21 protein-coding genes and 2 pseudogenes are annotated in these 22,275 nt (G+C 69.9%); 14 read left to right on the forward strand and 9 right to left on the reverse strand.

The annotated features are described in order from the left end of the window. The first annotated feature begins 49 nt into the window (after nucleotides 1-49). The 10 genes from CP973_RS20800 to CP973_RS40070 all read left to right on the forward strand — a co-directional run bounded on the left by CP973_RS20800 (nucleotide 50) and on the right by CP973_RS40070 (nucleotide 11,343). Complete coding sequence (locus CP973_RS20800) at nucleotides 50-1,381, forward strand: MFS transporter (RefSeq protein WP_244409644.1); 1,332 nt, start codon at nucleotides 50-52, stop codon at nucleotides 1,379-1,381. Nucleotides 1,382-1,433: 52 nt separating this feature from the next. Then, nucleotides 1,434-2,555, forward strand: coding sequence for an epoxide hydrolase family protein (locus CP973_RS20805; RefSeq protein ID WP_150242854.1), 1,122 nt, complete (start codon nucleotides 1,434-1,436; stop codon nucleotides 2,553-2,555). Nucleotides 2,556-3,049: 494 nt separating this feature from the next. Beyond that, the gene (locus CP973_RS40065) at nucleotides 3,050-4,687 is read left to right on the forward strand and encodes a hypothetical protein (protein WP_167538397.1); all 1,638 of its coding nucleotides are present in this window, start codon (nucleotides 3,050-3,052) and stop codon (nucleotides 4,685-4,687) included. Nucleotides 4,688-5,258: 571 nt separating this feature from the next. Further along, entirely contained in the window at nucleotides 5,259-5,567 is a 309-nt protein-coding gene (locus CP973_RS20815; RefSeq protein WP_244409646.1) for a hypothetical protein, read from the forward strand. A 617-nt stretch (nucleotides 5,568-6,184) separates the two neighbouring features. Then, nucleotides 6,185-6,481, forward strand: a complete 297-nt coding sequence (locus CP973_RS20820) for a DUF6545 domain-containing protein (RefSeq protein WP_150242856.1) — start codon at nucleotides 6,185-6,187, stop codon at nucleotides 6,479-6,481. Between the two features lie 107 nt (nucleotides 6,482-6,588). After that, nucleotides 6,589-7,059 carry a DUF4334 domain-containing protein gene (locus CP973_RS20825; RefSeq protein ID WP_150242858.1) on the forward strand — a complete coding sequence of 157 codons (471 nt, stop codon included), beginning with the start codon at nucleotides 6,589-6,591 and terminating at the stop codon, nucleotides 7,057-7,059. 101 nt (nucleotides 7,060-7,160) lie between these two features. Then, complete coding sequence (locus CP973_RS20830) at nucleotides 7,161-8,255, forward strand: NAD(P)-dependent alcohol dehydrogenase (RefSeq protein WP_150242860.1); 1,095 nt, start codon at nucleotides 7,161-7,163, stop codon at nucleotides 8,253-8,255. 629 nt (nucleotides 8,256-8,884) lie between these two features. After that, entirely contained in the window at nucleotides 8,885-9,247 is a 363-nt protein-coding gene (locus CP973_RS40940; protein WP_244409648.1) for a hypothetical protein, read from the forward strand. A gap of 911 nt (nucleotides 9,248-10,158) precedes the next feature. Continuing rightward, complete coding sequence (locus CP973_RS20840; RefSeq protein ID WP_150242864.1) at nucleotides 10,159-10,809, forward strand: SMI1/KNR4 family protein; 651 nt, start codon at nucleotides 10,159-10,161, stop codon at nucleotides 10,807-10,809. Between the two features lie 390 nt (nucleotides 10,810-11,199). Further along, complete coding sequence (locus CP973_RS40070) at nucleotides 11,200-11,343, forward strand: hypothetical protein (protein WP_167538398.1); 144 nt, start codon at nucleotides 11,200-11,202, stop codon at nucleotides 11,341-11,343. Between the two features lie 142 nt (nucleotides 11,344-11,485). On the opposite strand, the gene CP973_RS20845 is transcribed toward CP973_RS40070, so the two are convergent. Both CP973_RS20845 and CP973_RS20850 read right to left on the reverse strand, forming a co-directional pair. Continuing rightward, complete coding sequence (locus CP973_RS20845) at nucleotides 11,486-11,887, reverse strand: hypothetical protein (RefSeq protein WP_208853220.1); 402 nt, start codon at nucleotides 11,885-11,887, stop codon at nucleotides 11,486-11,488. A 43-nt stretch (nucleotides 11,888-11,930) separates the two neighbouring features. After that, nucleotides 11,931-12,641 (reverse strand): annotated as a pseudogene (locus CP973_RS20850) (UDP-N-acetylglucosamine--N-acetylmuramyl-(pentapeptide) pyrophosphoryl-undecaprenol N-acetylglucosamine transferase); the annotation flags it as partial. A 144-nt stretch (nucleotides 12,642-12,785) separates the two neighbouring features. On the opposite strand from CP973_RS20850, the gene CP973_RS20855 reads away from it, so the two are divergent. The 3 genes from CP973_RS20855 (at nucleotide 12,786) to CP973_RS20860 (ending at nucleotide 16,688) form a co-directional block, all read left to right on the forward strand. Next, complete coding sequence (locus tag CP973_RS20855; protein WP_150242866.1) at nucleotides 12,786-13,763, forward strand: hypothetical protein; 978 nt, start codon at nucleotides 12,786-12,788, stop codon at nucleotides 13,761-13,763. A gap of 1,411 nt (nucleotides 13,764-15,174) precedes the next feature. Then, nucleotides 15,175-15,300, forward strand: coding sequence for a hypothetical protein (locus CP973_RS41425; protein ID WP_280119010.1), 126 nt, complete (start codon nucleotides 15,175-15,177; stop codon nucleotides 15,298-15,300). A gap of 77 nt (nucleotides 15,301-15,377) precedes the next feature. Then, complete coding sequence (locus CP973_RS20860) at nucleotides 15,378-16,688, forward strand: VanZ family protein (protein ID WP_150242868.1); 1,311 nt, start codon at nucleotides 15,378-15,380, stop codon at nucleotides 16,686-16,688. A gap of 419 nt (nucleotides 16,689-17,107) precedes the next feature. On the opposite strand, the gene CP973_RS20865 is transcribed toward CP973_RS20860, so the two are convergent. Further along, nucleotides 17,108-17,329 (reverse strand): hypothetical protein, encoded by a 222-nt coding sequence (locus CP973_RS20865; RefSeq protein WP_244409650.1) that lies wholly within the window; start codon nucleotides 17,327-17,329, stop codon nucleotides 17,108-17,110. 6 nt (nucleotides 17,330-17,335) lie between these two features. On the opposite strand from CP973_RS20865, the gene CP973_RS20870 reads away from it, so the two are divergent. Further along, nucleotides 17,336-17,584 (forward strand): hypothetical protein, encoded by a 249-nt coding sequence (locus CP973_RS20870; protein WP_150242870.1) that lies wholly within the window; start codon nucleotides 17,336-17,338, stop codon nucleotides 17,582-17,584. 718 nt (nucleotides 17,585-18,302) lie between these two features. Here CP973_RS20870 and CP973_RS20875 read toward each other — a convergent pair. The 6 genes and pseudogenes from CP973_RS20875 to CP973_RS41620 form a co-directional block, all read right to left on the reverse strand. Then, entirely contained in the window at nucleotides 18,303-18,809 is a 507-nt protein-coding gene (locus tag CP973_RS20875; protein WP_150242872.1) for a hypothetical protein, read from the reverse strand. 313 nt (nucleotides 18,810-19,122) lie between these two features. After that, on the reverse strand, nucleotides 19,123-19,401 hold the full coding sequence (locus CP973_RS20880; RefSeq protein WP_150242874.1) for a hypothetical protein: 279 nt from the start codon (nucleotides 19,399-19,401) through the stop codon (nucleotides 19,123-19,125). Between the two features lie 656 nt (nucleotides 19,402-20,057). After that, nucleotides 20,058-20,831, reverse strand: coding sequence for a glycosyltransferase family A protein (locus CP973_RS20885; protein ID WP_150242875.1), 774 nt, complete (start codon nucleotides 20,829-20,831; stop codon nucleotides 20,058-20,060). Further along, entirely contained in the window at nucleotides 20,828-21,712 is an 885-nt protein-coding gene (locus CP973_RS40945; RefSeq protein ID WP_244409653.1) for a class I adenylate-forming enzyme family protein, read from the reverse strand. The genes CP973_RS20885 and CP973_RS40945 overlap by 4 nt, the downstream gene beginning before the upstream one ends. Continuing rightward, the gene (locus CP973_RS40950) at nucleotides 21,700-21,888 is read right to left on the reverse strand and encodes a hypothetical protein (protein ID WP_244409655.1); all 189 of its coding nucleotides are present in this window, start codon (nucleotides 21,886-21,888) and stop codon (nucleotides 21,700-21,702) included. Before CP973_RS40950 ends, CP973_RS40945 begins: the two co-directional genes overlap by 13 nt. 131 nt (nucleotides 21,889-22,019) lie before the next feature. Then, nucleotides 22,020-22,202, reverse strand: a pseudogene (locus tag CP973_RS41620) (hypothetical protein); the annotation flags it as partial. Nucleotides 22,203-22,275: the final 73 nt, after the last annotated feature.

A 22,275-nucleotide genomic window follows, 5' to 3' on the forward strand; every position in this document is an offset into this window, starting at 1 on the left:
GGGGCGAACGGACGCCCCGGACGGGCGTCGGCTGGGGCTGACTTTGGGAATGCTGGTGCTGCCGATGTACGTGGCACTGGGAGCACCGTCGGTGGCCTTACCGGCCGTCGGCCGCGCACTCGCGGTGCCGTTCGGGGCCACCGCATGGATTCTCGCCGCGTGGTCGCTGACCTCCGCGCTCGCGATGCCGGTCGCGGGTCGGCTGCTGGTCCGCTGGAGCCCCTTCCAGGTCCTGGTCGCCGGGGTCATGGCGCTCGCCGCGGGCTCCGCGCTCGCCGGAGCCGGGCCGGCACTGTCCGTCGTGATCGTCGGCCGACTGATCGGCGGCGCTGGGGCGGGCGCGACGGTGATCGCCGTCTTTGCCGCGGCCACCGCCCTTCCCCGGCGCCAACGGATCCGCGTCCTGGGAATCATCGCGGCGGCCAGCGCGACGGCGTCGGGGTGCGGGACACTGATCGGCGGGGTGGTGACCGCATGGCTCGGGTGGCGTGCCGTGCTCGCGATCCCGGTCCTCGCGCTGCCCCTTCTGCTGGCCGCACTGCCGAGCAGGCGCGCGCTGACGCGGAGCGGTGGCGGCGAGCGAAACGGCTTGACCGAGCGATTCGACATCGTCGGCGCGGCCGTACTGTCGGTACTCGCCGGCTCCTTGATCACGTTGTTGCAGGCACACTCGGTCGGCCTGCCCGCCCCGGTCACGCTCGTCGTGGCCGCCGCCGGGGCGCTCGCCGCCGTGGGACTGTGGTGGCGCGTGCGCAGCACGCCCGACGGGTTCGTGCCGCGGCGGGTGATCGCATCCCGCGGCTTCCTGGCGGCCGGGCTCATCGGCGGGACCGTCTTCGCCGGCTACTACGGGGTGCTGTTCCGCGCCCCGTCCCTGATCGAGCAGGCCACGGGCGGTGGCCCCCTGGAAGCCGGCGTGCTCCTGGTCCCGGCTGCCGCCTGCTCGGTGCCGGCCGGGCGGCTGGTCGGCACCTTCACCGACCGGTTCACCGGCTGGCAGGTGTCGGCCGGGCTTGCGGCACTCACCGTCATCGGCGTGCTCGTGGTCGCGGTCGCCACCGCGCCGGTCCCGATCGTCCTCGGCACGGCCCTGACCGTGTGCGGGTTCGCCGGCGCCCAAGCCGTACTGGTGAGCCTCGCGCCGGACCTGGTCGCCGCGGACGACCGCCACACCGCACAGGGCCTGGTCAACTTCATGAACGTCCTGGGCGGCGGGATCGGTCCGGCCGCTGTCGCAGGTCTGTCCGGCGTCGTGCCGGCGCCGATGGCCCTCGCCGTGCTCGCGGCGCTTCCCCTGTCCGGACTCGTCCTCAGCCTGACCCGGCGCCCTACCGCCGACCGCCGCCCTGAACCCGGTGCCACGCGTGGGAGCCCGCGCTGACAGCCCACCTGCATCTGATACGACAACGCCTCGACCAGCAAGGAGCCTTGCCATGGCCGCCGAGCCATTCGAAGTGAGCATCACCGAAGCCGAGATCGAGGACCTGCGTGAACGATTGCGACGGACCCGGTGGCCCGAGCGCGAGCCGGTGGACGACTGGTCACAGGGGCTGCCGCTGGCGTACGCGCAGGAGCTGTGCCGCAGCTGGGCCGAGGACTACGACTTCGGGTTCGCCGAGCGGCTGAACGTCTTCCCGCAGTACCGCGACACCATCGACGGGCTGGGTCTCCACTTCCTGCACGTCCGCTCGCCGGAGCCGGATGCGTTCCCGCTCGTGCTCACGCACGGGTGGCCGGGTTCGGTGCTCGAATTCCTGGAGGTCCTCGGCCCGCTGACCGACCCCCGCGCGCACGGCGGTGACCCGGCGGACGCGTTCCACGTGGTCGCGCCGTCGTTGCCCGGGTACGGCTGGAGCGACAAGCCGTCGACGACCGGGTGGGGCATCACTCGCACCGCGCGCGCCTGGGACACCTTGATGGTCTCGCTGGGTTACGAACGGTACGGCGCGCAGGGCGGCGACTGGGGTTCGGCGGTGTCCGGGGCGCTGGGCGAGGTGGCGCCCGAGCGGGTCGTCGGCGTCCACCTGAACCTGGGATCCGTGGCGGCGGGCACGTTCGACGACCCGACGCCCGCGGAGCTGGCGAATCTGGAGGCCGAGAAGGAGATGCAGCGTACCGGCCGGGGGTACTCGGCGATCCAGGCTACCCGGCCGCAGACGCTCGGCTACGGCCTCACCGACTCCCCGGCGGGGCAGGCCGCCTGGATCGCCGAGAAGTTCTGGGCGTGGACGGACAACGACGGCCATCCCGAGGACGCATTGTCGCGGCAGACAATACTCGACGAAATCTCGGTCTATTGGTTCACCGCGTCGGCCACATCGTCGGCGCGCCTGTACTGGGAGAGCTTCGCCCACTTCCGGGACAAGGTGACCGCGCCATCCGGGCTGTCGGTCTACCCGCGCGACATCACCCGCCCGTCGAGGCGGGAGGCCGAGCTGCGGTTCACCGACTTGCGCTGGTTCGAGGAACTGCCGCACGGCGGCCACTTCGCCGCGCTGGAGCGGCCGGAGTCGCTGGTCGAGCAGGTGCGCGGGTTCTTCCGCCTGTTCCGCTGACTGTCCGTGCCATCCCCCGGGAAACCCGCGCCCGGGAGATGGTCCTGTCCGTCCCCCGGGGCAACGGCAAAACGACGGCCGGGAGGCACGCCGCAAGGGGGAGGCACGCCGCAAGGGGGAGGTGCGCCGGGGCGACGGCGCCGGCTGGCCGAAATCTACGTGCGCCGCACGCCGGCCGCTCCGAAACGCTGGTGCCCGGACCACGGCTCTTTAGCGTGTCCGCGCCACACTTAACCCGCCACCGCCACGCCATCACACGGCCGAGCCGCCTGTCCGGCCCCGCCCCCGGCACGCGGCCGCCCGCGCGGTGCAGTTCCGCGTACGACGTCCCGGACGACATGGCCCACTGCTGGAGGAATGATGCGCACGGCTGGCAGGAGACGGCCTTTCCGTGCACTCGCTCGCGGAACCAGCCTGGCCACGGTGCTCGGCGTGTTCGCCGGGGCCGTCCTGACCCTGATGTCCGCGGCCCCTGTCGCCGAGACGTTCGGATCGTGGCCCGGACGCGAACACTCCGGCATCACCGTGCCGCGCTGGGCTGCCCGCAAAGCGGTACGGGCCGTGACTACTGCTTCGACTCCCGATCGCTGACCGTCCTCGCGGGCGGTGGCGGCCCCGTGGACAACCCCGACTTCTGCGGCGCGGTCGGCTGGCCGGACAACGTCGTCAAGCCGGGCGGCGCGGACGGCCCCGAGGCCCACTGCGACAACGCGGACTACCTCGATCCGTCCTACAACGGCGGCCGCGCCTACCCGCTGACCCGTGACCAGGCGACCAGCGCGCTGCTGTCCTGCGTACGGCACGCCCGGCAGGGGTTCACCAGCGCGATCGACTCCGCCGCCGACCTGCTCGATGTCCACAACCGGCTCAAGACCGGACCGGAGTTCGACCGGGCCAAGCGCACTGTTCTGTACAACTGGGGCCGTCTGCTGCACGCGGTGCAGGACTTCTCCTCCCACTCCAACTGGGCCGACGCCCCCGCGCCGGATCTCCCTCTCGGGACCGCCAACCCGCCCGGCCTGAACATGCCCCGGCCCGCCCAGCTGTTCAACTTCCTCGCTCCCGAGCCGTCCCCCGCCTCCGTGCCCCGTGACCTGACCACCGGCTGCTACTACCTGGACCCCGACCACCCGAACCGCTGCCAGGGACACGTACGCCACGGCGCACCGCTCAACGGGGAGGACACGGGTCTGAACAAGGACGGCGGGAAGATCGACCCCAGGACCGGGCAGACCTCCGGGCCGAGCACGTACCGGGGCAAGACCGGCCGGAACTTCGACCAGGCGGTACGGGCCGCGATCACCGACACCCGCCTGCAATGGGTCGACCTGCGGCAGGGACTGGAGAACCGCTACACCAACCCCGGCCAGGCATGGCTGATGGCGTGCGCGCTGCTGCGCGACGCCCCGCACACCGAATGCGCACCGGGCCGGGCCCCGGCGCCGTCCGGTGCGCGCACCCCGGCCAAGGGCACCACCGTCGCCGACGGCGCCGCACCGGACTGCGGCGTGCACTGGCAGCAGCCCGGCGGGCCGTACACCACGGTCTTCATGCAGTACGTCAACTGCTCCAGCAGCCCGCAGACCATGGCCCCGTACGCCACGGGAGCCGCCGGCTCGCCCGACTCCCGCTATACGTTCGGACGCGTGTGCCGCACGATCGCGCCGGGCTGGGCGACCTCGTGGGTGATCGACCCCTCCTACTTCCCGCCGGAGAACACCACCCTGCAAACGGTGGCGCACTGCTGGAGCCCCGCCGCGACTGCCGCCTCCCCTCCGTTGCGCCCGCCGGCCTCCTCGACTGCCGACCCCGGCGCACGCATCGGGCCATCGCCGGGGCCCTCGCTTACGGGAGGCGAAGAGCGCCGTGCTGCCGCGCCGCCGCCGTGCGGGACGAGCTGGAGCCAGCCCGGCGGTACGGGCACCACGGTCCTCATCGACTACGTCAACTGCCTCGGCGTACCGGCTCTGATCGCCCCGCTGGCCATCGGGGCCGGACCCGATTCCCGCTACAGCTACACCGAAGCGGCCCAGTACGTCGCTCCAGGAGGCGCCACGGCACACTTCCGCATCACGCCACCGCAGTTCCCACCGGAGCCGACCAACCTCCAGTGGATCACCCGGGTAATCTGACGGGCCGACGGCCAACGCGCCACGGTCGACGACGCCGAAGCGCTTGTGCGCCGCTACTGAGTCATCAGGGCCGGGGATGTGACCACCGAGCCCGTCACGTACTGGTGTCTACGACGACGGCGCCGTGTACGGCCCCAACCGCCCCAGCAAAAGTGAAGACACCGAGCATGGCCACGAAGAAGCCGTCGAAGCCGTGGCTCGTCCGGTACACCACCCCGGGCGGACCGACCGTGCAGAAGTACCGCTCAGAGCCCGATACTCACCGAGCAATCGGCAAGGAGCGGGACCAGATCGCTGACGGCTCCAGTCGCGTTCAGAAGTTCATTGACCCCTTTGAACCGGATGTTCAGGCCCCACTTGGTGATCTCTATTGCGTCTTTCGCGACCGAGTCATTCGGTCCGATCCATGGGACCGGCTCGTGGCAGAATGTCCGCATGATGCTGACCAGAAAGGGCGATGCCGCGTAGGCGCCCGAAGGCCGTCCGTACTGAGCGATGGCGGCCCCGTAAGCATGTGATGGTGCACCGTATCCGCGGTGTCTCTGCTCGAACCCGGGCGGCCGTTCGCCGCGTGGAGGACGAGCGGCTGGGTCGTCCGGACCTTGTCTTTGACGCGTTGTCCCGCTTCGAGCGGGTGTTCAGGCAGCCAGGGCGGTTGCTGAACGCGTCGGAGGTCTGGCAGCCGGGCTTGGAGATTGAGGACGCCCGCGATGACTTGGATGAGGTCATGCGCCACCTCCCGCGCGGTGCCCGGATCGATCTGGGCCGACTGGTCGCCCGGATCGATGCCGAATTCGAGCGTCGCACTCTTCCGGATCCTGGCTGGGCGCCCGAGTGGACAGCGGGTCGTTGGTGGTGGTGGAGAATCCGGGAGCGTTGAGCTTGGCGCTCACCCATCCGCTGGCCATCAGTGATCGGCGGATCCGGTTCGTTGCTGTTCGGTCCGGGCCCGGGGCAGGCGAGCTGGTAGGAGTCGGCGCTGGGCGGCCCCATCTCGGGCTGCGTGCACCAGTGCACGACGGATCGCGATGGTTCGGCTGGACCGACCCGGACAAGCCCGCCTGGACGCTTGCGATATGCGGCCTCCACGACGGCGCCTGGTACCTGTCACAGGCGTGGAACACCGAGCCGGTCCGCTGCTGCGTCCTGCCCCTGGGACATTCGGGTGCGCACCTGCGGGCCCCGGCCCGTGCTCAGGGCGGTGAATTACCGGTGCCTGCCATGGACCGCAGCCTTTTCGCCGCACTGCGCTGCCGCTTGGGATACCCGCAATGGCTGCGCCCACCCACTACTGCCGTGAGATCCCCGTCAGGACAGCCGGTATCCGCCGGCCCGGGTGCGGACGGGCGCCGCCGGCCGCCGGTCCGCCCGTGACAGTACACCCGTCGAATCCGGCAGCGTTCGCGCCTGGCTGGTGCCGCAGAAGGGGGCCAACGGCGCCTGCCGGCCGTTCTGGTGTACTGGCTGCCAGCGGCGAGAAGGCGGCGGAGGAGCGCGGTGGACAGCACGGGGTGGGAGCAGGCAAAGGAGGACGAGGCGGAGCAATCTGCCGAGGCCCGGCCGAATCCCCAGGCAGCGGCCGAGGCGCTCTACATCAAGGCAGCTCTGCGGGCCGTAGCTCACGGCAGACGCAACCGCACCTCATCGGAGCCACTGCCGCGCAAACCACTGGTGAACACCGAAGACGAAGCGCGCTGGTGGGTGCAGATCCAGCGCGAGTACTCGGCTGTTTCGCCGCGCCTGGCCGAAGAACTGCTGCAATCCGTCAGTCCGGTGCCCACGGAAACGTCGTAGGACGTGCCGGACGACCCGCGGCCAGCCCGGCCGACGCGCCGGCGACCTCGGCCCCGGGCAGCCCAGCACATCAGTACCGCAAGACCGACAACGAGGAGCCCCTCCGTATGAACGCCGAACAGGCCTGTGACCGCATAGCCTCCATCCGGAGGGACGGAAGCAGCGTGACCGATCCAGCCGAACTGGATGAGGTGTGGGCGGCACTGGACACCGTGCGCCCCGAGGACATCCTCGGAGCCTGGAAAGGCACCAGAATCAAGAGTGGTCACCGGGTGGAAGAGATGCTCGGCCGGATTCGCTGGTACGGCAAGACCTTCCATTCCACCGGCCGTGCCGAGCCTTTGATCTGCCGTGACGAGCACGGCGCGCTGTACTCGAATGCCGAGCTGGCCAAAGGCGAGGCGAGCCTTTGGATGGTGGAGTTCCGTGGCGAGGCGACCGCCACCATGGTCTATGACGGCCAACCCGTGCTCGACCATTTCAAGCGGGTCGACGGCGACACCCTCCTCGGCGTGATGAACGGCAAGAACGTCCTGGACAACGGCCATCACTTCTACTTCATTCTCGAACGTCCCTGAAACGCCCTGCCTCATCCCACGGGCACCACGCTCCAGGGCAGACGCCCTCCCAGCCGTCCGGGCAATACCGGCACGGCGGACACCACACGAGGAAGACACGCATGCGCATACAGGCAGCACTGGTGGAGACTCCCGGCGGCCCTTTCACCGTCCACGAGGCCGACCTTGAGGAGCCGAGGCCGGACGAGATCCTCGTGCGGATCACTGCTTCAGGCATCTGCCACACCGACCTCAGCATGCGGCAGGTCTGGCCGCCGGGGCGTCTGCCCATGGTCTTCGGCCACGAGGGTGCCGGTGTCCTCGAGGCGGTGGGGGAGGCGGTGACCAGCGTCGCTCCCGGTGACACCGTGTGCCTGACTTACCGAAGCTGCAGCGTCTGCGAACAGTGTGCGACAGGGGAGCCCGCCTACTGCGAGCATTCGGCTTCCCTGAACGCCGGTGGTTCCCGTCCGGACGGCAGCTCGCCCCTGTCGTACACGGACGGTAGCCCGGTCTACGGCAGCTTCTTCGGCCAGTCCGCCTTTGCCTCGCACTGCCTCACCACAGAGAGCAACACCGTCAAAATCCCCGCGGACATACCCGCAGCCGTGGCCGCCCCCCTGGGATGCAGTGTCCAGACCGGCGTGGAGACAGTACGTACGGTTCTGCGTCCGGCAGCGGGCACCACGCTGGCCGTCTTCGGCGCCGGCAGCGTCGGCCTCAGTGCCGTCATGGCGGCAGTCGCCGAGGACTGTCCGGTCATCGCCGTCGACCCCATCGCCTCGCGGCGCGCGCTGGCCCAGGACCTCGGCGCCGCGGCGGCTCTCGATCCCACCACCGAAGACGATGTGGCGTCGGCCCTGCGCGACCTCACCGGCGGAGGGCCGCACTGCGCCATGGACACGACTGGCAAGTCGACGGTGGTGTCCCAGGCCATCACAGCCCTGCGCAAGCGCGGCACGCTCGCCCTGGTCGGAATCGGAAAGGCCGAGTTCGACACCATGCCGGTCATGACGAAGGGCATCACGATCCGGGGCGTGACCGAAGGTGACGCCGTGCCGGCCCGGACCATTCCGCAACTGATCGACCTCTACCGGCAGGGCCGGCTCCCGCTGGATAAACTCATCACCGAGTTCCGCTTCACCGACATCGAGGCAGCCGCCGAAGCAGCACTGCGGAAGAGCGTGGTCAAGCCTGTCCTCACCGCATCTCACTGATTCCTCATGTCGTCTGTCACACAGCGAGGGCGACGGGCGGCGTGGATTCGTAGCACCGTCCGTCGCGCAGAAGGGCCCGGAAGACGTTGACGCGGCGGTGGGCAAGAGCGAGGACTACTTGGATGTGGCAAGCACCTCCTGCCGAAACTGGCCCCATGAACAGGACAACGAGAGAAGCACTACCGGAAGGAGGACTCGTCCTGGCTGTGCCCGACGGCTGGCAGGGGCCGCCCTCACTGCGTTTCGAGCGACCGGCGGGTCGCCACTGGGTTCTCCGGCAGGGCGAACGGACGCTGATCGTGGCCCGGGCGGAGGGCGACGGCTGCTGTCGCGACCTCCGCCTTCGCCGCCTGTCCGGTTACCGTTCCCCGCTGCCGCCGGTGAGCGCCGCGGCGATGAGGGCCGGGGGCAACTGGCCTCACCGGTACGCGCGGTGGCTGGAGGACACCAAGTGCGGCCCACTGCACCACGGGCGCTGGCGGCTGTCCCAACAGAAGGCCTTCCCACCAGCTGTCTGGAGCTGCGACCTCGTTCGGGACTGGCCGGACACCACCCTGGAAATGCTCTGCGGAGGCGGCTGGCACGGTGTCCTGCCACTGCGCCCACTCCCAGTACCGGACACTGCCCGCGTGAAGGCATACCGCAAGCACGCCCGCGAGAACACCCTGGCCCCCGTCCTGCTGTGGTGGGTGTCTTTCCTGGACGGCTGGCTGCTCCTCGACGGCCACGGCCGGGCCGCGGCCGCGCTGGCCGAAGGCACCCAGCCGGCCTGCGTGGAACTGACTCGCGTACCCGACGACGCCGACTGGCGGGCGAACGCCGTAAGCGTCACCGAGGCATACGAGGAACGAGTAGCGCGCCTCAGCGCGCACCGGGCAGGTCCGCACATCGAGCGCCAAAGGCAAGCGCTGGAGCGGGGCTATGCCGATGTCCTCTCCACACTGCCGTATGACCCGGCCACCACAGTGATCTTCGACCATCCCGGCGACTGACGACGGGGCATCGTGCTTGCTGCACGCTTTGAACGGCAGATACGGCCGTGTACCGGGCAAAGGCCAAGACAGCGCCACGCTGCCGACGGCGAGACGGAACACGACACGGAACGGCGCGTCGACGAGCGTACAGCCGGTATACCACGGTTGCGTCCCGCGCCGCTGCCCCGCATTCAGGTCGCGGTGACCGCGGTTCTGCCGCCAGCCGACCGTACGCAGTGCTACCGCGAGACGGGCGAGGCCGACGAAATTGAGCCGCTGGTCCTGCTGCGCCGCTGGTGGCTGCGGGCCCGCCTGTACGCCGACCCGCTTGCCGGACGACAGTACGGACATCGAATCCGGCACCGCCCCCGGGCACCCGGCTGGTGCCGCGCTGCGCCAGGCCGCCGCCGACCGCGAGACGAGCGCCGGTGAGTGGATGGCATCCCCAGGCCCGGCGGGGAGGCAGGCGTGGACCGTATCCGGCTCTCGCCCGCCATGCTGCCGCTGCTGGGCCCGGCCGTGTCCGCGAGCGTGTTCTCGGCGGTGGCCAACTGCTGGCCGAACTGCGCGCCGAATGGCAGCGACGGACCGGGCAATGGCGCCAGGAGAACCCGGAGCTCGCCGCGGACATCGCCCGGGTGGCCGCCGAGCTGCGACAGGCGTAGTCGTGCCCGCCACCCCCGGACGACTCCCTGTATGTACCGAACATGCCAGCCCCTTGGATACCTGGGCATGGGGCTCCGGCAGGTACTTCGCCCGGCACGCTCATTCGGCACCCGAGACAACCGGAGGCCGTTGCGCGGCGAGGGCGGCCGGCCAGGGCGCGCTTCTGCGTCCGTGCGTCGAGGAGGCGGGGTCGGCTGTGAGCGAAGCTCGGTGGGGGACAGCTCGGCCACCGGGCTGTCAGACCCGCCGCCTATGGTCTGCGCATGACTTCAATGGATCTTGCTTCGTTCGATCAGGCGTGGGACCGCTTGGAATCCTGGCTGATTGCCCACTCACCTGCGGATCACGCCGCGCTTCGGCCCCCGGCCGCTGCCACGGAGATCGCCGCGGTGGAGGAACAGCTGGGCTTCGCCCTCCATCCTCAGCTCAGGAGGCTGCTGGAGCGGCGCAACGGCGTTGCCGAGCCGGAGCAGGACGGCGGCCCGGTGGCGGGAGTCTTCCCGGCCGGAGGCATCCTGCCGCTGAGCCACCGGCTCCTGTCCACCGCGGAGATCCCCTCGGCGCACGAGGTTCTCGTGGAGGTCCATGAGGACCACGTCGCCCCCTACCTCACGGATGACGAGGATGCCGAAGAGGTCGCCGGCCATCTGCACCGGTGCGTGCCCTTCGCGCTGCCCAACGACGGAGGCGTGGCGTTCATCGACCATCAGCCCGGCCCCACATACGGACATGTGGTTGAGATGGGCATTGGCTCCGGCGATCTGGACGGCACTCTCTGGGGCCCGAGCCTGGCTGAGTTCGCCGGGGCGGTGACCGATGCGCTGGAGACAGGCACTGCGTTCCTGTCCTACTGGCCCACCACCTTCGCGCACTCCTCTGGCCGAAGCTGCATCGACTGGGAGGTCCGTTCGTAGCGCACCGAGCTGCGCGGTCTGCTTCCTTCGGCGCGGCCGTCGCGGATCTCGCGCACGGCCGGTCGGCGCGGTCGCTCCCGGCCGTCCCCAGATGGCAGGCAGGAAGCGGCCGCCTGACCGCCTTCACTTCGGCCAGGGCCGTGTACGACGTCCAGGAGCCGGCCCATGCCCACGTGGTCGCCGTCCGGCGAGCGGGCTGTGGCCACCTGGGCGTGGACACCAGGACGGCGGAGGCGTCCGTACCCGGCCTGCTCCGTGCTTCGACGGTCGGTATGTCGTGCGGCACGTCGCGGTGGCGAGCATCGCGGCGGCCCCTGGCGAGGACGTGACCCGAGCCCTGTTCCGGGAGCACGTCGGGTCCGACGGGTACCTCCTGGCCGATGCCGTCGGTTGCCGGCCGCCCAGGCCGAGGCCCTGCTGAAGGGCGCGGCCGACAAGCCGGTCTGCCGCGTGGAACCGGCGGCGCTCGCGGACGCCGTCGACATCGTGAACGCCTATGCAAGAATCGCGTACACCGTCGCGGACCTGACGTAGCTGCACGATGAGGCGGCGGCCACGTCCACCAAGAGGTGGGGCCGTGCCCCTTGGTGCTGTTCCCCGGACCCGGGCCGCGAGCAGATCGACGCCGAGCCCGACATGGCCGCCGAGTGGCCGATGTGGCCGTAGCGTCAGGGTTCTACGGGGAGACGACTGCAGCAGCGTCCGTTGCTGTGTCCTGGCGGTACGCGTCTGCTGTGTCCTGGCGGTACGCGTCGAGGAGCCGGAAGAATTCCTGGACCGGGGTGGAGCCGGTGGGAGTGTTGCGCTCGATGTCAGAGGCCCAGCCGAGCGGGCTGTTGCCATCGAGGTGCTTTCCGAGCCATTGGCTGAATGCCCCGCCATGCCAGAAGTCGCAAGGGTCGTCGACGGAGTGTACGGCGACGGCAACCTGGTAGCCGACGAGGATGGCCTGCAAATGGTGAAGCGATCCGCCCGGCAGCCACATGCCGGGCCGCAAGCGGACTTGCTCAAGGAAGTCGTACACGTCCGTGCAGTCGCGCCAGTGCTTGACAGCTCGGGGTTTGTCCTCGGTCGGCATGCACACGAGCCTACGTGCGGCAGTCATGGCCGTTGGACGTGCCATACGTGACAGCCCCGCCGACCACGTCGTTAATCTGCTGTGACCCCTGCGCCCCGCCGGTGACGTACACCGTGGGCAAGGCACGGTCGAAGCCGAGCCCCCAGGGCGGCCACGGCCTTGTCCGGATGTCCGGCCAGCACCTCCGGGCGCATGGGGTTCCCGGTGACCACCTCAAGCGGGCGCACGCTCTCGGGCAGGAGCGGCACACTCGACTCCGAGGACACTGTGATCCGCGAGGTACTGCCGGCCAGCCTGCGGTTGGCGAGCCCGAGCCGTACGGTCTGCTCGTGCAGTACCAGCGGTACCTTGCACATCCGGACGGCAAGTCCGGTCGGCACTGCCACGTAGCCGCCCGTTGCGAGCACCACGTGCGGCTGGAACCTTACGACCGCTGTGCGCGCCTGAGCAACACCGAGCGGCACGCGCGCCATGTCCCGCTCATTCGCGGGCGACACCATCTTCAACGGATTCGATGAACGCCTCACCTTGCCGGTGGCCACAGCGGTGAACGCGATCCCTTCCGCGCCGGCAACGCGTGCCTCCAGACTGTCGGCACTGCCGATCCACAGCACATCGAGCGAGCGTCCCTGCGCCGTCAATCGCTCCCGCAGCGTACGGATCGCGGTGAGAGCCGGGTAGGTATGCCCGCCGGTGCCTCCCCCCCCGCCGCGATCAGACGGAAGGCTGCGGGGAGCCGAGAGGGGGCGTCCACACGAGGCACCCTAGCGGCCCGAGCGGCCCTCTGGTTTCGATGGTCCGGGCGGGCGGGTGGGCGGCAAGCGTGGCGAAAGCGCGGCGGTAACGGAACCTGCTAGGGGAGCGGCGCGTCGTAGAGATCATGACAGACAGCGGCGCCATGTCCATTGACGAGCTCTCCCGGTCCTGGGAAGAGATACAGGAGGAGTGCGAGGAGTTCCGCAACAGCCGGTACGACCGGACGGTCCTGGACTGCGCCGCCCGGCTCGCCGCGGAACCCGGCGGTACGTCGGCGTATGTGTGGACGCTCGGCCTGGTGCTGATGGCCCGCTACGTCGCCTGGGCCCCGGGTGAGGGCGTTGTACCGCAGGTCATGGCCGCTTTGGAGGCCACCGACACGGCACTGCGCGACCGGGCCTGCGATCATGAATCCCACCCGTACTCCGGCCATGCCGAACGGGACGACGCCGACCTTGCTCAGCTGCTGCCCGAGCTCGCCGACGAGACGGTCGAGTGGCGGATGGACCAGCCCCGGGACCAGTGGCGCTGCCCGCGCAACGTGGCTGGGTTCGCACGGATCGCCATGGACATCATCGACCCGGGATCGGTCGAAGATGTGCCGCCCCGCCTGCCCGTGGACGCCGTGGACACCATGGACACGCTGGCGGCGCTGCTGCACGGATACCCGAAGCCATGGACCGACGTCGAAGAGGAGATCACCTCGCACGCGAGGGGCCTCTCCTACGCGGAGGGCGAGGACCGTGCCGGGCGTCTGCTGGTCGTCCGGGCGCTGACCTGGTACGCCGTCTCCGACATGATGCGGAGCAAGGCGGTCCTGGACGAGCTGATCAAGGCGGTGGAGAAGACGCTGCCGCACGTCGTCGGAGCCTCCTGCACCCACGACTGGCATGCGACACTACCCGCCAGTGCCCCGGATGCCGCCGAGTTCGGCATTCTCCTGAGCAGCCGGGGCGGGCGGCGCCTGTACGAGCGAAGCGTCGAGTCGGGCCGCGGCGCTCCGCTGGAGAGGGTGGTGTGCCCCGCCTTCATGGCTGAGGTAGCTCAGCAGACCCTGAAGCTGCTGCGCGAGCGGCGCGACGCCCTCACGCACGCCGGAGCCGCTCCGACCGACCGCTGACTGACCGCCGGCACACGTTCGAGGCACCGTTTTACCGACTTGCGGCTTAGCGTTCATACACCGCTCGTCTCAGCGCCCTGGCGACCGGGTGGCGCGTCGGTCAGCGCACCTCGTCCTTCAGGAGACCGGTCACCGCTGCACCCTTCCAGGTGGTCGCAGACGACGAGCGTGTCGGGGCGGGTGTGGATGGTGCGCCTGTCCCCCTACGGCCGTCCTTCCGCCGGTGCGGTGCGGCTCTCCTGCTCCCGCCCGGCCTGCCCCGACCAGCGCATTTCCCAGGGCGCGGCGGCCGGGCACAAGGCCGTGGCCACACACGTCAACAGGCACCTGGCACACCCCGACCCCGGCCCCGACCCCGACGCCGGACGTCGCAGCGGGCCATGGGCTGTCGGCGCGGGCGGTGCGCTGCGGGGCCCGGTGGTCCTGGCGGTCGACCCCCGTCGCGATCCTCGCCCGCCGAGCACGCCGGGGATGGATCACGTTGGCGCGGTTCTCGCACCCGGCCCCGGTGCCCAGCCGGCCCCCGTTGTCGCGGCGCCGGTCCGAGCAGGACGGCCGCTGACCAGTCCCCGTCGGATCAGCCAATCGTACGGGCCGGTGACCGAGGCCTCGCCACCGGTCTCCGCCGGCTGGCGCGGCCTCCGGCCGCTCCAGCAGACCCTCCAAGCGTGCCAACTTCGCCTTCGCGGCCGCCTTCACCTGGTTCTGCTGCCAGCCCGACAGACGCTCCCGCAGCCAGGCCACCAGCCTCTGAGTCTCCCGCAGACGACCTGGCCACCGTAATCCGGGGTGACATCGTAGCTCGAATTGTGCGGCGCTCTGCTGGCTGACCTGTGAACTGGCCAGGCCATAACAGGCGGATGCCATGCCCGTCGCATCAATGCCATCATTGATCCGGTCTTCGTCAACTTCCTTTTCCATCCTTTACCGGGAACGAGTGAGTTACGACAAGGAGAGATTGCGACATGCTGCTCTGTGTCGCCATGGGCTTGATCACAAGGTGATCGATTGAGCAGCTCCATGCGGGGGTGCTAGCTTCACTCCGCACGTCGGCCGTAACGCAGGAAAATAGCCCGGCGGCATAAACTTCAAAACAGAACAATTGGTGGGGGTAATGATGTGATCTCGGATGCGTGCTGCCGTCATGGCCACAGCGGTGGCTCGTGCGCTTGCTGCTGTAATCTCGCCTGCATCAGCTGCGGCAAATGTCAGCGGCCCGGATAGTCCGCGTAACGGAAACCCGGGAGGGGGTCAGCGCTGCACAACGCTCAGCAACGGCGTGCTGATCGTTCGCAGCACCGGAAGTGGAAAAGACGTATCGGTCGAGTATTTCCGGGAGCGTGGCGGTGCCCTCGCCGCCCGTCTTGGATGGGAACGCAATGGCAGCAACACGTGGGAAGGATGGAGGAACATGAACGCCGCACCCCTCTACTACTCGCAGCAGTGGGGCACGGCCAAGAGCTGCTCGCCCTTCATAGGCAAGCTGAACACGAAGGGCGGCGACACCTTCTCCACACCGCCGCTTCCCCAGTGCTGACTTCCGCTGATCACTGACGGCTTGAGGGCCCGCCTGCCAAGGCGGGCCCTTGCCCGTCCCCCACAGAAAACATCACGATGCTCACCGCTGTCTTCCGCGGCCACGAAGGCTTCATCGCTGCCGCGATAATCATCAGCTTCCTCGCGGCTGCCGTTACCTACAGTGTCGTCCGCCGTCGGGCGCGCCGTCCGCTAATTGTCTCCTTGTGGGCCGCGTCCGTCGTGTCCATCGGATCCTTGACGTTCTGGATCGATGGAGGCGAGGCCCTGGCCACCTGCATGGTCAACAAAGATGTCCTGGAGCCTTTCACCACGGTGCAGGGGCTGCTCAACGTGGCCATGCTCCTCCCCTTCGGTCTGCTCGGTGTGCTTGCCACCCGCCGCCTGCCGCTCATGGCAGCTCTCAGCATTCTGTTCCCCGCGTTGATCGAGATCGCGCAGGCGGTGGTGCCCTTCGTCAGCCGGCTTTGTGACACCAGCGACCTGGTAGCCAATACCGCGGGTGCCTTGGTCGGTACCGGAGCGGGCTACGCCGTTAACCGGCTCATCCGTACCCCGCCGGCAGCCACGACGGGGAGGCACTATGTGGCCTGCGTAGCGGGGGCGCTGGTCCTGGCTGGCATGGCTGCTGGCTTCATCACGCCTGTTGTGGCCACGCAGGCAGAGACCGATGTCGCGGCTGGAACCGAGCAGGAAAAGGCCATCACCGGCGCACTTCGTGATGCCTTCGGTGGCCGGTACACACCGAAATCGGTGACGTTTACGCCTGGCGAGGGCGGCGTCGGGACGGTGATGGCAAACTTCCCCCAAGGCGCTGCCGAGCTGACCTGGCCCAGCAGGGAGCAGCTCGCGGTCAACCTCGTACCCGAAAAGGTCGAGCCAGGCAACTCCTTTCCCGTGCCCAGCGCCGCAGGCCCCGTCGCCGATAACCAAGGCGCTGAGCGCGTCGCAGTAGCCTATGCACGCCAGTTCGCCCCATGGGGGCTCAAAGAATCCGAAATAACGGTGCGGCGTATCGATGAAAAAGCGAACCTTGGATGGCTGGTCAGCTGGCGTCGATGGCGAGGAGAAATTCTGCTGCCCATGCGGCTGGATGTGGTGATCCAGCCCAGTGGACGCTTGAGTGATCTCATTTCCCGCAACGTCGACGCCTTTGACCTTCCCGATGTCAAAGTCGGCGAAGAACGGGCCTGGAAGATCCTCGAAAAGCAAACCGGCCACCAGGGCAGCACCATTGAACATGACGAGGCAGTGCTGCTGGCCGAACGTCGGGACGGTGCGTGGCGTGTTCATTGGCGCCTCGGCATCAAAAACGGACAGAGTGTGACTACCAGGGTCGTCGACGCCACCACCGGGACCGTCCATAAGCCCCGGCAACCCGGCATGTGAACCTTGCGTGAACCGATGCGGAGTTTACCGACCTCGATTACATGGGTTCCATCATCGATTACTATCACCATCTCGCGGGGGAGGCCTCTGGTACGAACTCCCAGGGGCCTCCTGGCCGAGCGCGTCATCTCTTCTTGCGCGTGCACGCGCGGAGACGCTCAAAAACCGTCGAGCTCCGTACGGCGGGCCTCTGGGGCCGATGGCAGCACGAAGTCCGAGGCCACGGGGCTCCGGGCTCCCCGAGGTACAACGGCCCGCCCCGGGCAACGGATGCGAGCCGGTGCGGGGCGACGTGCGTGACCGCAACCGTGCTCCTCTTCCACCCGGTCAAGCGCCCGGGATGAGTCCTCCGCACACAGCGCGATCGTAGAGTCGCTGGACCCATTCGTTGGCACCGGGACCGGGACCGGGATCGGCGGTCAGGACGGGGCTCGGGGCGGTCTCATGAGGTGCAGTAGCGACCCGGCGACGCCGAAGCAGTCGTCCGGGCCGAAGCAGGAGACGAGGGCCCGGGCCTCTTCGTCCGTGACGGGTTCCACGATGGCTTCGAGTTGCCGGACCCGCCTCTCGATCGCTTCTTCGCTCGCGTCCCAGTCAGGCAGCAGGCCGTCGGCGACAAACGCCAGCACTTCGGATCTCATCAAAACATGGTCGGCTGCTGCTGCGACCTGACGGCTGCCGGCTGGGCCGTCGCCACCGAAGACGCCTACCGGCCCCTGCCGCCGCCCGACGACACCGCCTGGCAGCGCCCGCCGGGCCTGCGCGGCGATCTATTCGCCACCGTCAGCGAGGTCCGCCGGGGCGGCGGCCACCTCACTCGCCTGCAGCCGCCCGCCTACCGCGCGGCGGTCCGCGCCGCCCTGGCCGACGCCGCGCACATCTGGGCGGACACCTGAGGCCCGCGCACCTGGCCGTGCTCCTCGATGTCCCCCCGCCAGGACCTGGGACGGCCAAGAGCCTGCGCGCCGACCGGCTGTACGCCGTGCTGCAACAGAGCACGTCGCCCCGTCGGCGGCCGCCGACCCGCATCGGTGGTAGGGCCCTGGCCGCGGCCTACCGCCGTTGGCCCGGATGGGAGCGGGCGTGGCAGTCTGAGGTTATGCGGATTTTGGAAATTATTGTGCCCTTTGCTCAGTCTGGTCGTATTGGAGCGGCGCGGCCTGGGGCGCACCTTGAGGACGTGGCGCGGGAGTTGGGGGAACCATGGGATCGGGGCACTTCCGTCGGGGCTGACGGACGGCCGTATCTGTATGCGTACGGCTGCCTGGAGCTCGGTACCTGCCAGGAACACTGTCAGGAGATCCGGTCGGTCATCGTGCAGACGGACTGGCCCACGATGGAGTGGCCGGCGCGGGAACAGGGGCGAGTGGAGAGGTTCTCTGGTTTTCCCGCGTACAGCGACGTCGTGCGGGCGCTGGGCGAGGCCGGTTGTGTTTGGGAGGAGCATGAGCCGCTGACTTTTGATGACCAGCTTGCGATCCGTGTCCCCGCTTCCGGCGCGGAGTTCGTGTTCGCAATGGACGAGGGGGCGGAGAGGGGGGAGGGAGGCGAGCCCAGGCTTTGTTCCGTGTCGGTGGCTGGGCATCGTCCGCACGCCTGCGGTTAGCTTGGCGTTTAATCTCCTGGGAGGGTTTTGCGCTGAGCGGGAGGAGTCTCCGTGCAGCATTCGGCCTTGATCCGGTCCGCCACCAGGTCGCGGCAGATGACGGTGAGCGTGCCATTCCAGAACGCGAGCTCGTGGCTGCAGCCGTTCTCGTGGGGCAGGATCTCGTCGAGGATCAGTGTTCCCAGATTCGTCCAGTGGTCGGCTTCGGGAGTTGTGGTCTTGAAGCTGGAGACGCCTGTGTAGCGGATGACCAGGTCTGCGTCATGTTTCCAGCAGTTGTGCCGGAGCCGAATCTCGACCGCGTCATCAGCGCCTCCGCCACTCCGGACGTGCTGGAGCTCCAGGTCCTTCACGCATCGCTCGCTGCGGAAGTTGTAGTGGCCCGTATCAGTGGCGAAGGCTCGGGCGCCGGGTGGCAGGTCGCCGGCAATCGAGGGCAGGTGTTCCAGGTAGCGAGTGGGATCGAGGACATTTGACAGGTCGCCGACCTGCGCATCGAGATTGACGTACTCCATCAGGCTTTGTTCCCGCTCGTGAGTCTCAATTGGTCGGCCTATCGTCGCACGACAGCCCATGGTCCTGGCCGGGTACGCACGGTGCCGTACTCGGCGTGGGGCTGCGACGAGGCTTCGTGCCCGCCGTGTGGTGGGCCGGGTGGGCTGATTGCCACCGCAGGGCGCGAACCACCGGCCGCCGGACTGAACCAGTGAGTACTCGGACCAGCATCATCTCGAAGGCAGTGGTTGATGCGCGCTTATGCGACCGCTCTCCGGTTTCTAGGGATCGGACCACCGGCCGAGTGAGGTCGCCGCCCTGTGGCTCCTACCGTCAGCGCATAGCGACCGCTCGGGTGTAATCGGCCAGAGCGCAGAGGGCCGCCAAACCCTGCCTTTCGGGTGCGCGTACGGGACACCCGCCGAGGTCCGCGTCGGCGGCGGCCGCACGGGGCAGCAGCGGGGACGGGGCTGTGACCCGCAGCAGTTCGCCGACCAGGGTCGGCCGGAGCCGGTCGTCGGCCGTCTGGTGCCACAGGTGGGCATGGGCGCACCAGGCGACGGCACGGGGGAGGGCCGTGACGGTGGCGTTGACCGCGGCGACGGCGAGCATGGCGCGCAGCGCCGCATCCTCATGGCGGGTGGCTCCGGGGTGAGCAGGGTCTCCAGGCGCCCGGCCGCCGCGGCTGCGGCCCGTGTGGTGCCGGGCAGGCGGGGACCGGGCAGGTGGTCGCGGACGGCCGCTGCCGCGGTGCGGGCGGCTGCCTCGGCCGGCTCCTGCGGATCCGTGGCGATACCCAGCAGTGCACCGACGGTGGCTCCGGCCAGTTCGCGGGCCAGCGGCACCAGGTCGACGGTGCGACCCGCGGCGAGTGGCCCGGTGTGGCGGGACAGCACCTGCTGCCACATCGGGCGCAACCGTTCCACGCCGGCCGCGCCGAGCCCGGCGGCGACCGCCCGACGGGTAGCGCGGTGCCCGGCGCCTTCCTGGTCGAACAGGGTGGCTCCGTCGGGCAGTCTGCGGGCGGCGCCCCCGGTGGTGCTGGGCGCGGTGCGGTCCAGCGGAAGGCGGGTGAGGGCCTGCCGGTACGGTTCGGTGCCGTGCACCAGCACGGTGCCGCCCCCCCCAGCCGGACGACGGGCCGGCGGCGGGTGGCGGCGAGCAGTGTGGTCAGCAGCGGTGGGAGCGGGTGTAGACGCGCAGGTCGCGACGGCATGCTGTGCGAAGAGCGGATGGGGCGGGGGCGGTGGAAGCGGCGTGGACCGTGGTCATCTGGCGTGCACCTCTGTCAGGTTGGCGGGGCAGTAGCGGCGGTCCCAGCACCACAACAGGGTTCGCCGGGCGCCCCAGGCCCGCAGCCGGCGCAGGCTGGCCTGCACCACCATCCGCTCGGCGCGGACGATCCGGGCGCTGCGCTCGCGCGCTCGGTTCAGCAGGACGACATCCTCGGCCGGACCCTCCAATGGGATGCGCGGTGTACCCCCGCATCGCAGGTAGAGGTCGGATGTCATGGCCAGGTTGTGACCGTGACACAGCACGTAAGGGGCGCGGTAGCGGGGGTGACGGTGGGCAGTGCGGTAGCGCCCGTACACTGCGGTCGTCCGTACCACTGCCGGGAGCAGGTATCGCTCGGCGAGCGAGGGGACCTCGTCCCGGCGCGGGACGCTGCGGCCGCAGACCATCTCCGCGCCGCGGGCGAACTCCGCCCTGGTCGCCGCGATCCAGTTCCGGGCGGGCAGGCAGTCGGTATCCGTACGCACCAGCCATCGGGCTCCGCGCGCGATGGCGTACCGGAAGCCTGTGTCGACGGCGGCCCCGGTGCCCGGCTCGTCCTCGTGGATGAGATGGACGGCGAAGGGCGCGGTGGCGGCGAAGGCGCGGACGCGGGCGGCCGTCGCATCGGTGGACGCGTTGTCGACCATGACCAAGGTGAAGCAGGTGTCGCTCTGCGACGCGAGCGCGGCGAGGGTGGCGCCGATCCCGGCCGCCTCGTTGAAGGCCGGCACCACACCCCACAGTGGCCCGGTGAGTTGTGCGGTCATCGCCCGGCTTCTTTCTGGAGGCGGGTGGCGGCGAGCCGGGCCGTGGCGGCACGGTCGGGTTTGCGGGAGCGGCCGAAGAGCGGGATACCGGCCAGCAGCACCGCGTCCGGCCGGGGGGTGCCCATCCGCGCGAGCGGGCCCGCGAGGGCGGCACGCCGTGCCCGGTCCGCGCCGCGCACCGGCTGGACGACGGCCATCAGGCGCTCGTCACCGTCGCCGGCCGGTATGCCCACGAGCAGGGCGAGATCGACGCCGGGCTCGTGCACGGCATTCTCGTACAGGCCGGGACAGATGTTCTCCGCGCACTTGAGCACCATGTCCTTGCACCGGCCCTCCAGCACGATCCGCCCGCTGTCGAGACGGGCCCGATCCCCGGTGGCGACCCAGGGGGCGGGTGCCTGGCCGACGTAGCGGTGCGGGGCGGCCGGTCCGGACAGCAGCAGCTCACCGCCCGCGTCGGTCTTCGCCTCGACGCCGGGTTGAGGCTCGCCTACCAGGTCACCCTCCCCGGTGAAGGCCGCCTTGGCCGCCTGCTCGACGGCCGCGGCGGGAAACAGCCCGGTCAGCGCGTACACGCTCCACGCCTCGTCGGGCCCTGCGGCCTTGAGGCGGGTGAGCAGGTCGGCGCTGGCCGGGGCCGAACCGGTCCACACCCGCCCGGTGAAGTGGGCCCCCTCCGCCAGTACGCCGCGCAGCTGCGGCGGCGTCAGGTGCGTGGCCTGAGGAGTGAGCCGGTGCAACTGCCGTGCTGGAAGCCTGGGAGAGCGGGCGGGCAGGGCCACCGGCGCGCCGCTCGCCAGGGACGGTGCAAGGACGAAGAAGGTGCCGCCGAGAACGGCTCGGCCCGCCCTCGGCCGTACCAGATCCGTCACGGTGGCCATGCCGCGGCGAGCGAGGACCGCGTGTGCACCACGGCACGAGGCCGCGAAGTGGTGCCCGAGGTGAAGACGATGACCGCGTAGCCGTCCTCGTCCAGCGTCGGAGGCAGACCCGACGTGCGAACATCGGTGTCCAGTACGGGGGCACAGCCGGGCAGCCGTCGGCCGACCGTGGCCACCGGCCCTCCGCGAGGTCCGGCAGCGCCAGGCGAGCCCGGCGGGCGAGCGGCCGGGCCCAGCTGGCGACCGCCTGGGCCGCGGCATCGGTGAGCACCAGGTCGGGGCGGGCCAGGGCGAGCCGGGCGTGCAGGACGTCGGGCCCGGCGCCGGGGTCGAGCACCGCTCCCCGTGCACCGAGCCGGTGCACGGCCAGCAGCACGCCCAGTGCCGCGGGACCGGGCCGGACGGCCACACCGACGGTGCTGCCCCGGCCGATGCCGCGCGCGTACAGGGCCGAGCGAACCGCTCGGCGAGATCGGCCAGGTCGCCGCATACCGCCTTGGTCCGTACGGCCCTGGAGCGGGTCGTACCCAGGACGGCCGGACGATCAGGGGACCGCCGCAGTG

This window comes from Streptomyces albofaciens JCM 4342, from assembly GCF_008634025.1.
In the GTDB taxonomy this organism is placed as follows: domain Bacteria; phylum Actinomycetota; class Actinomycetes; order Streptomycetales; family Streptomycetaceae; genus Streptomyces; species Streptomyces albofaciens.

Bases quoted from the DNA above. Each gene is read 5' to 3' on its own strand.
- CP973_RS20800 (WP_244409644.1), top strand. From the start codon at position 50: ATGCTGGTGCTGCCGATGTACGTGGCACTGGGAGCACCGTCGGTGGCC.
- CP973_RS20805 (WP_150242854.1), top strand. From the start codon at position 1,434: ATGGCCGCCGAGCCATTCGAAGTGAGCATCACCGAAGCCGAGATCGAG.
- CP973_RS20825 (WP_150242858.1), top strand. From the start codon at position 6,589: ATGAACGCCGAACAGGCCTGTGACCGCATAGCCTCCATCCGGAGGGAC.
- CP973_RS20830 (WP_150242860.1), top strand. From the start codon at position 7,161: ATGCGCATACAGGCAGCACTGGTGGAGACTCCCGGCGGCCCTTTCACC.
- CP973_RS20840 (WP_150242864.1), top strand. From the start codon at position 10,159: ATGACTTCAATGGATCTTGCTTCGTTCGATCAGGCGTGGGACCGCTTG.
- CP973_RS20845 (WP_208853220.1), bottom strand. From the start codon at position 11,887: ATGCCGACCGAGGACAAACCCCGAGCTGTCAAGCACTGGCGCGACTGC.
- CP973_RS20855 (WP_150242866.1), top strand. From the start codon at position 12,786: ATGTCCATTGACGAGCTCTCCCGGTCCTGGGAAGAGATACAGGAGGAG.
- CP973_RS41425 (WP_280119010.1), top strand. From the start codon at position 15,175: ATGAACGCCGCACCCCTCTACTACTCGCAGCAGTGGGGCACGGCCAAG.
- CP973_RS20860 (WP_150242868.1), top strand. From the start codon at position 15,378: ATGCTCACCGCTGTCTTCCGCGGCCACGAAGGCTTCATCGCTGCCGCG.
- CP973_RS20865 (WP_244409650.1), bottom strand. From the start codon at position 17,329: ATGAGATCCGAAGTGCTGGCGTTTGTCGCCGACGGCCTGCTGCCTGAC.
- CP973_RS20870 (WP_150242870.1), top strand. From the start codon at position 17,336: ATGGTCGGCTGCTGCTGCGACCTGACGGCTGCCGGCTGGGCCGTCGCC.
- CP973_RS20875 (WP_150242872.1), bottom strand. From the start codon at position 18,809: ATGGAGTACGTCAATCTCGATGCGCAGGTCGGCGACCTGTCAAATGTC.
- CP973_RS20880 (WP_150242874.1), bottom strand. From the start codon at position 19,401: ATGCTCGCCGTCGCCGCGGTCAACGCCACCGTCACGGCCCTCCCCCGT.
- CP973_RS20885 (WP_150242875.1), bottom strand. From the start codon at position 20,831: ATGACCGCACAACTCACCGGGCCACTGTGGGGTGTGGTGCCGGCCTTC.
- CP973_RS40945 (WP_244409653.1), bottom strand. From the start codon at position 21,712: ATGGCCACCGTGACGGATCTGGTACGGCCGAGGGCGGGCCGAGCCGTT.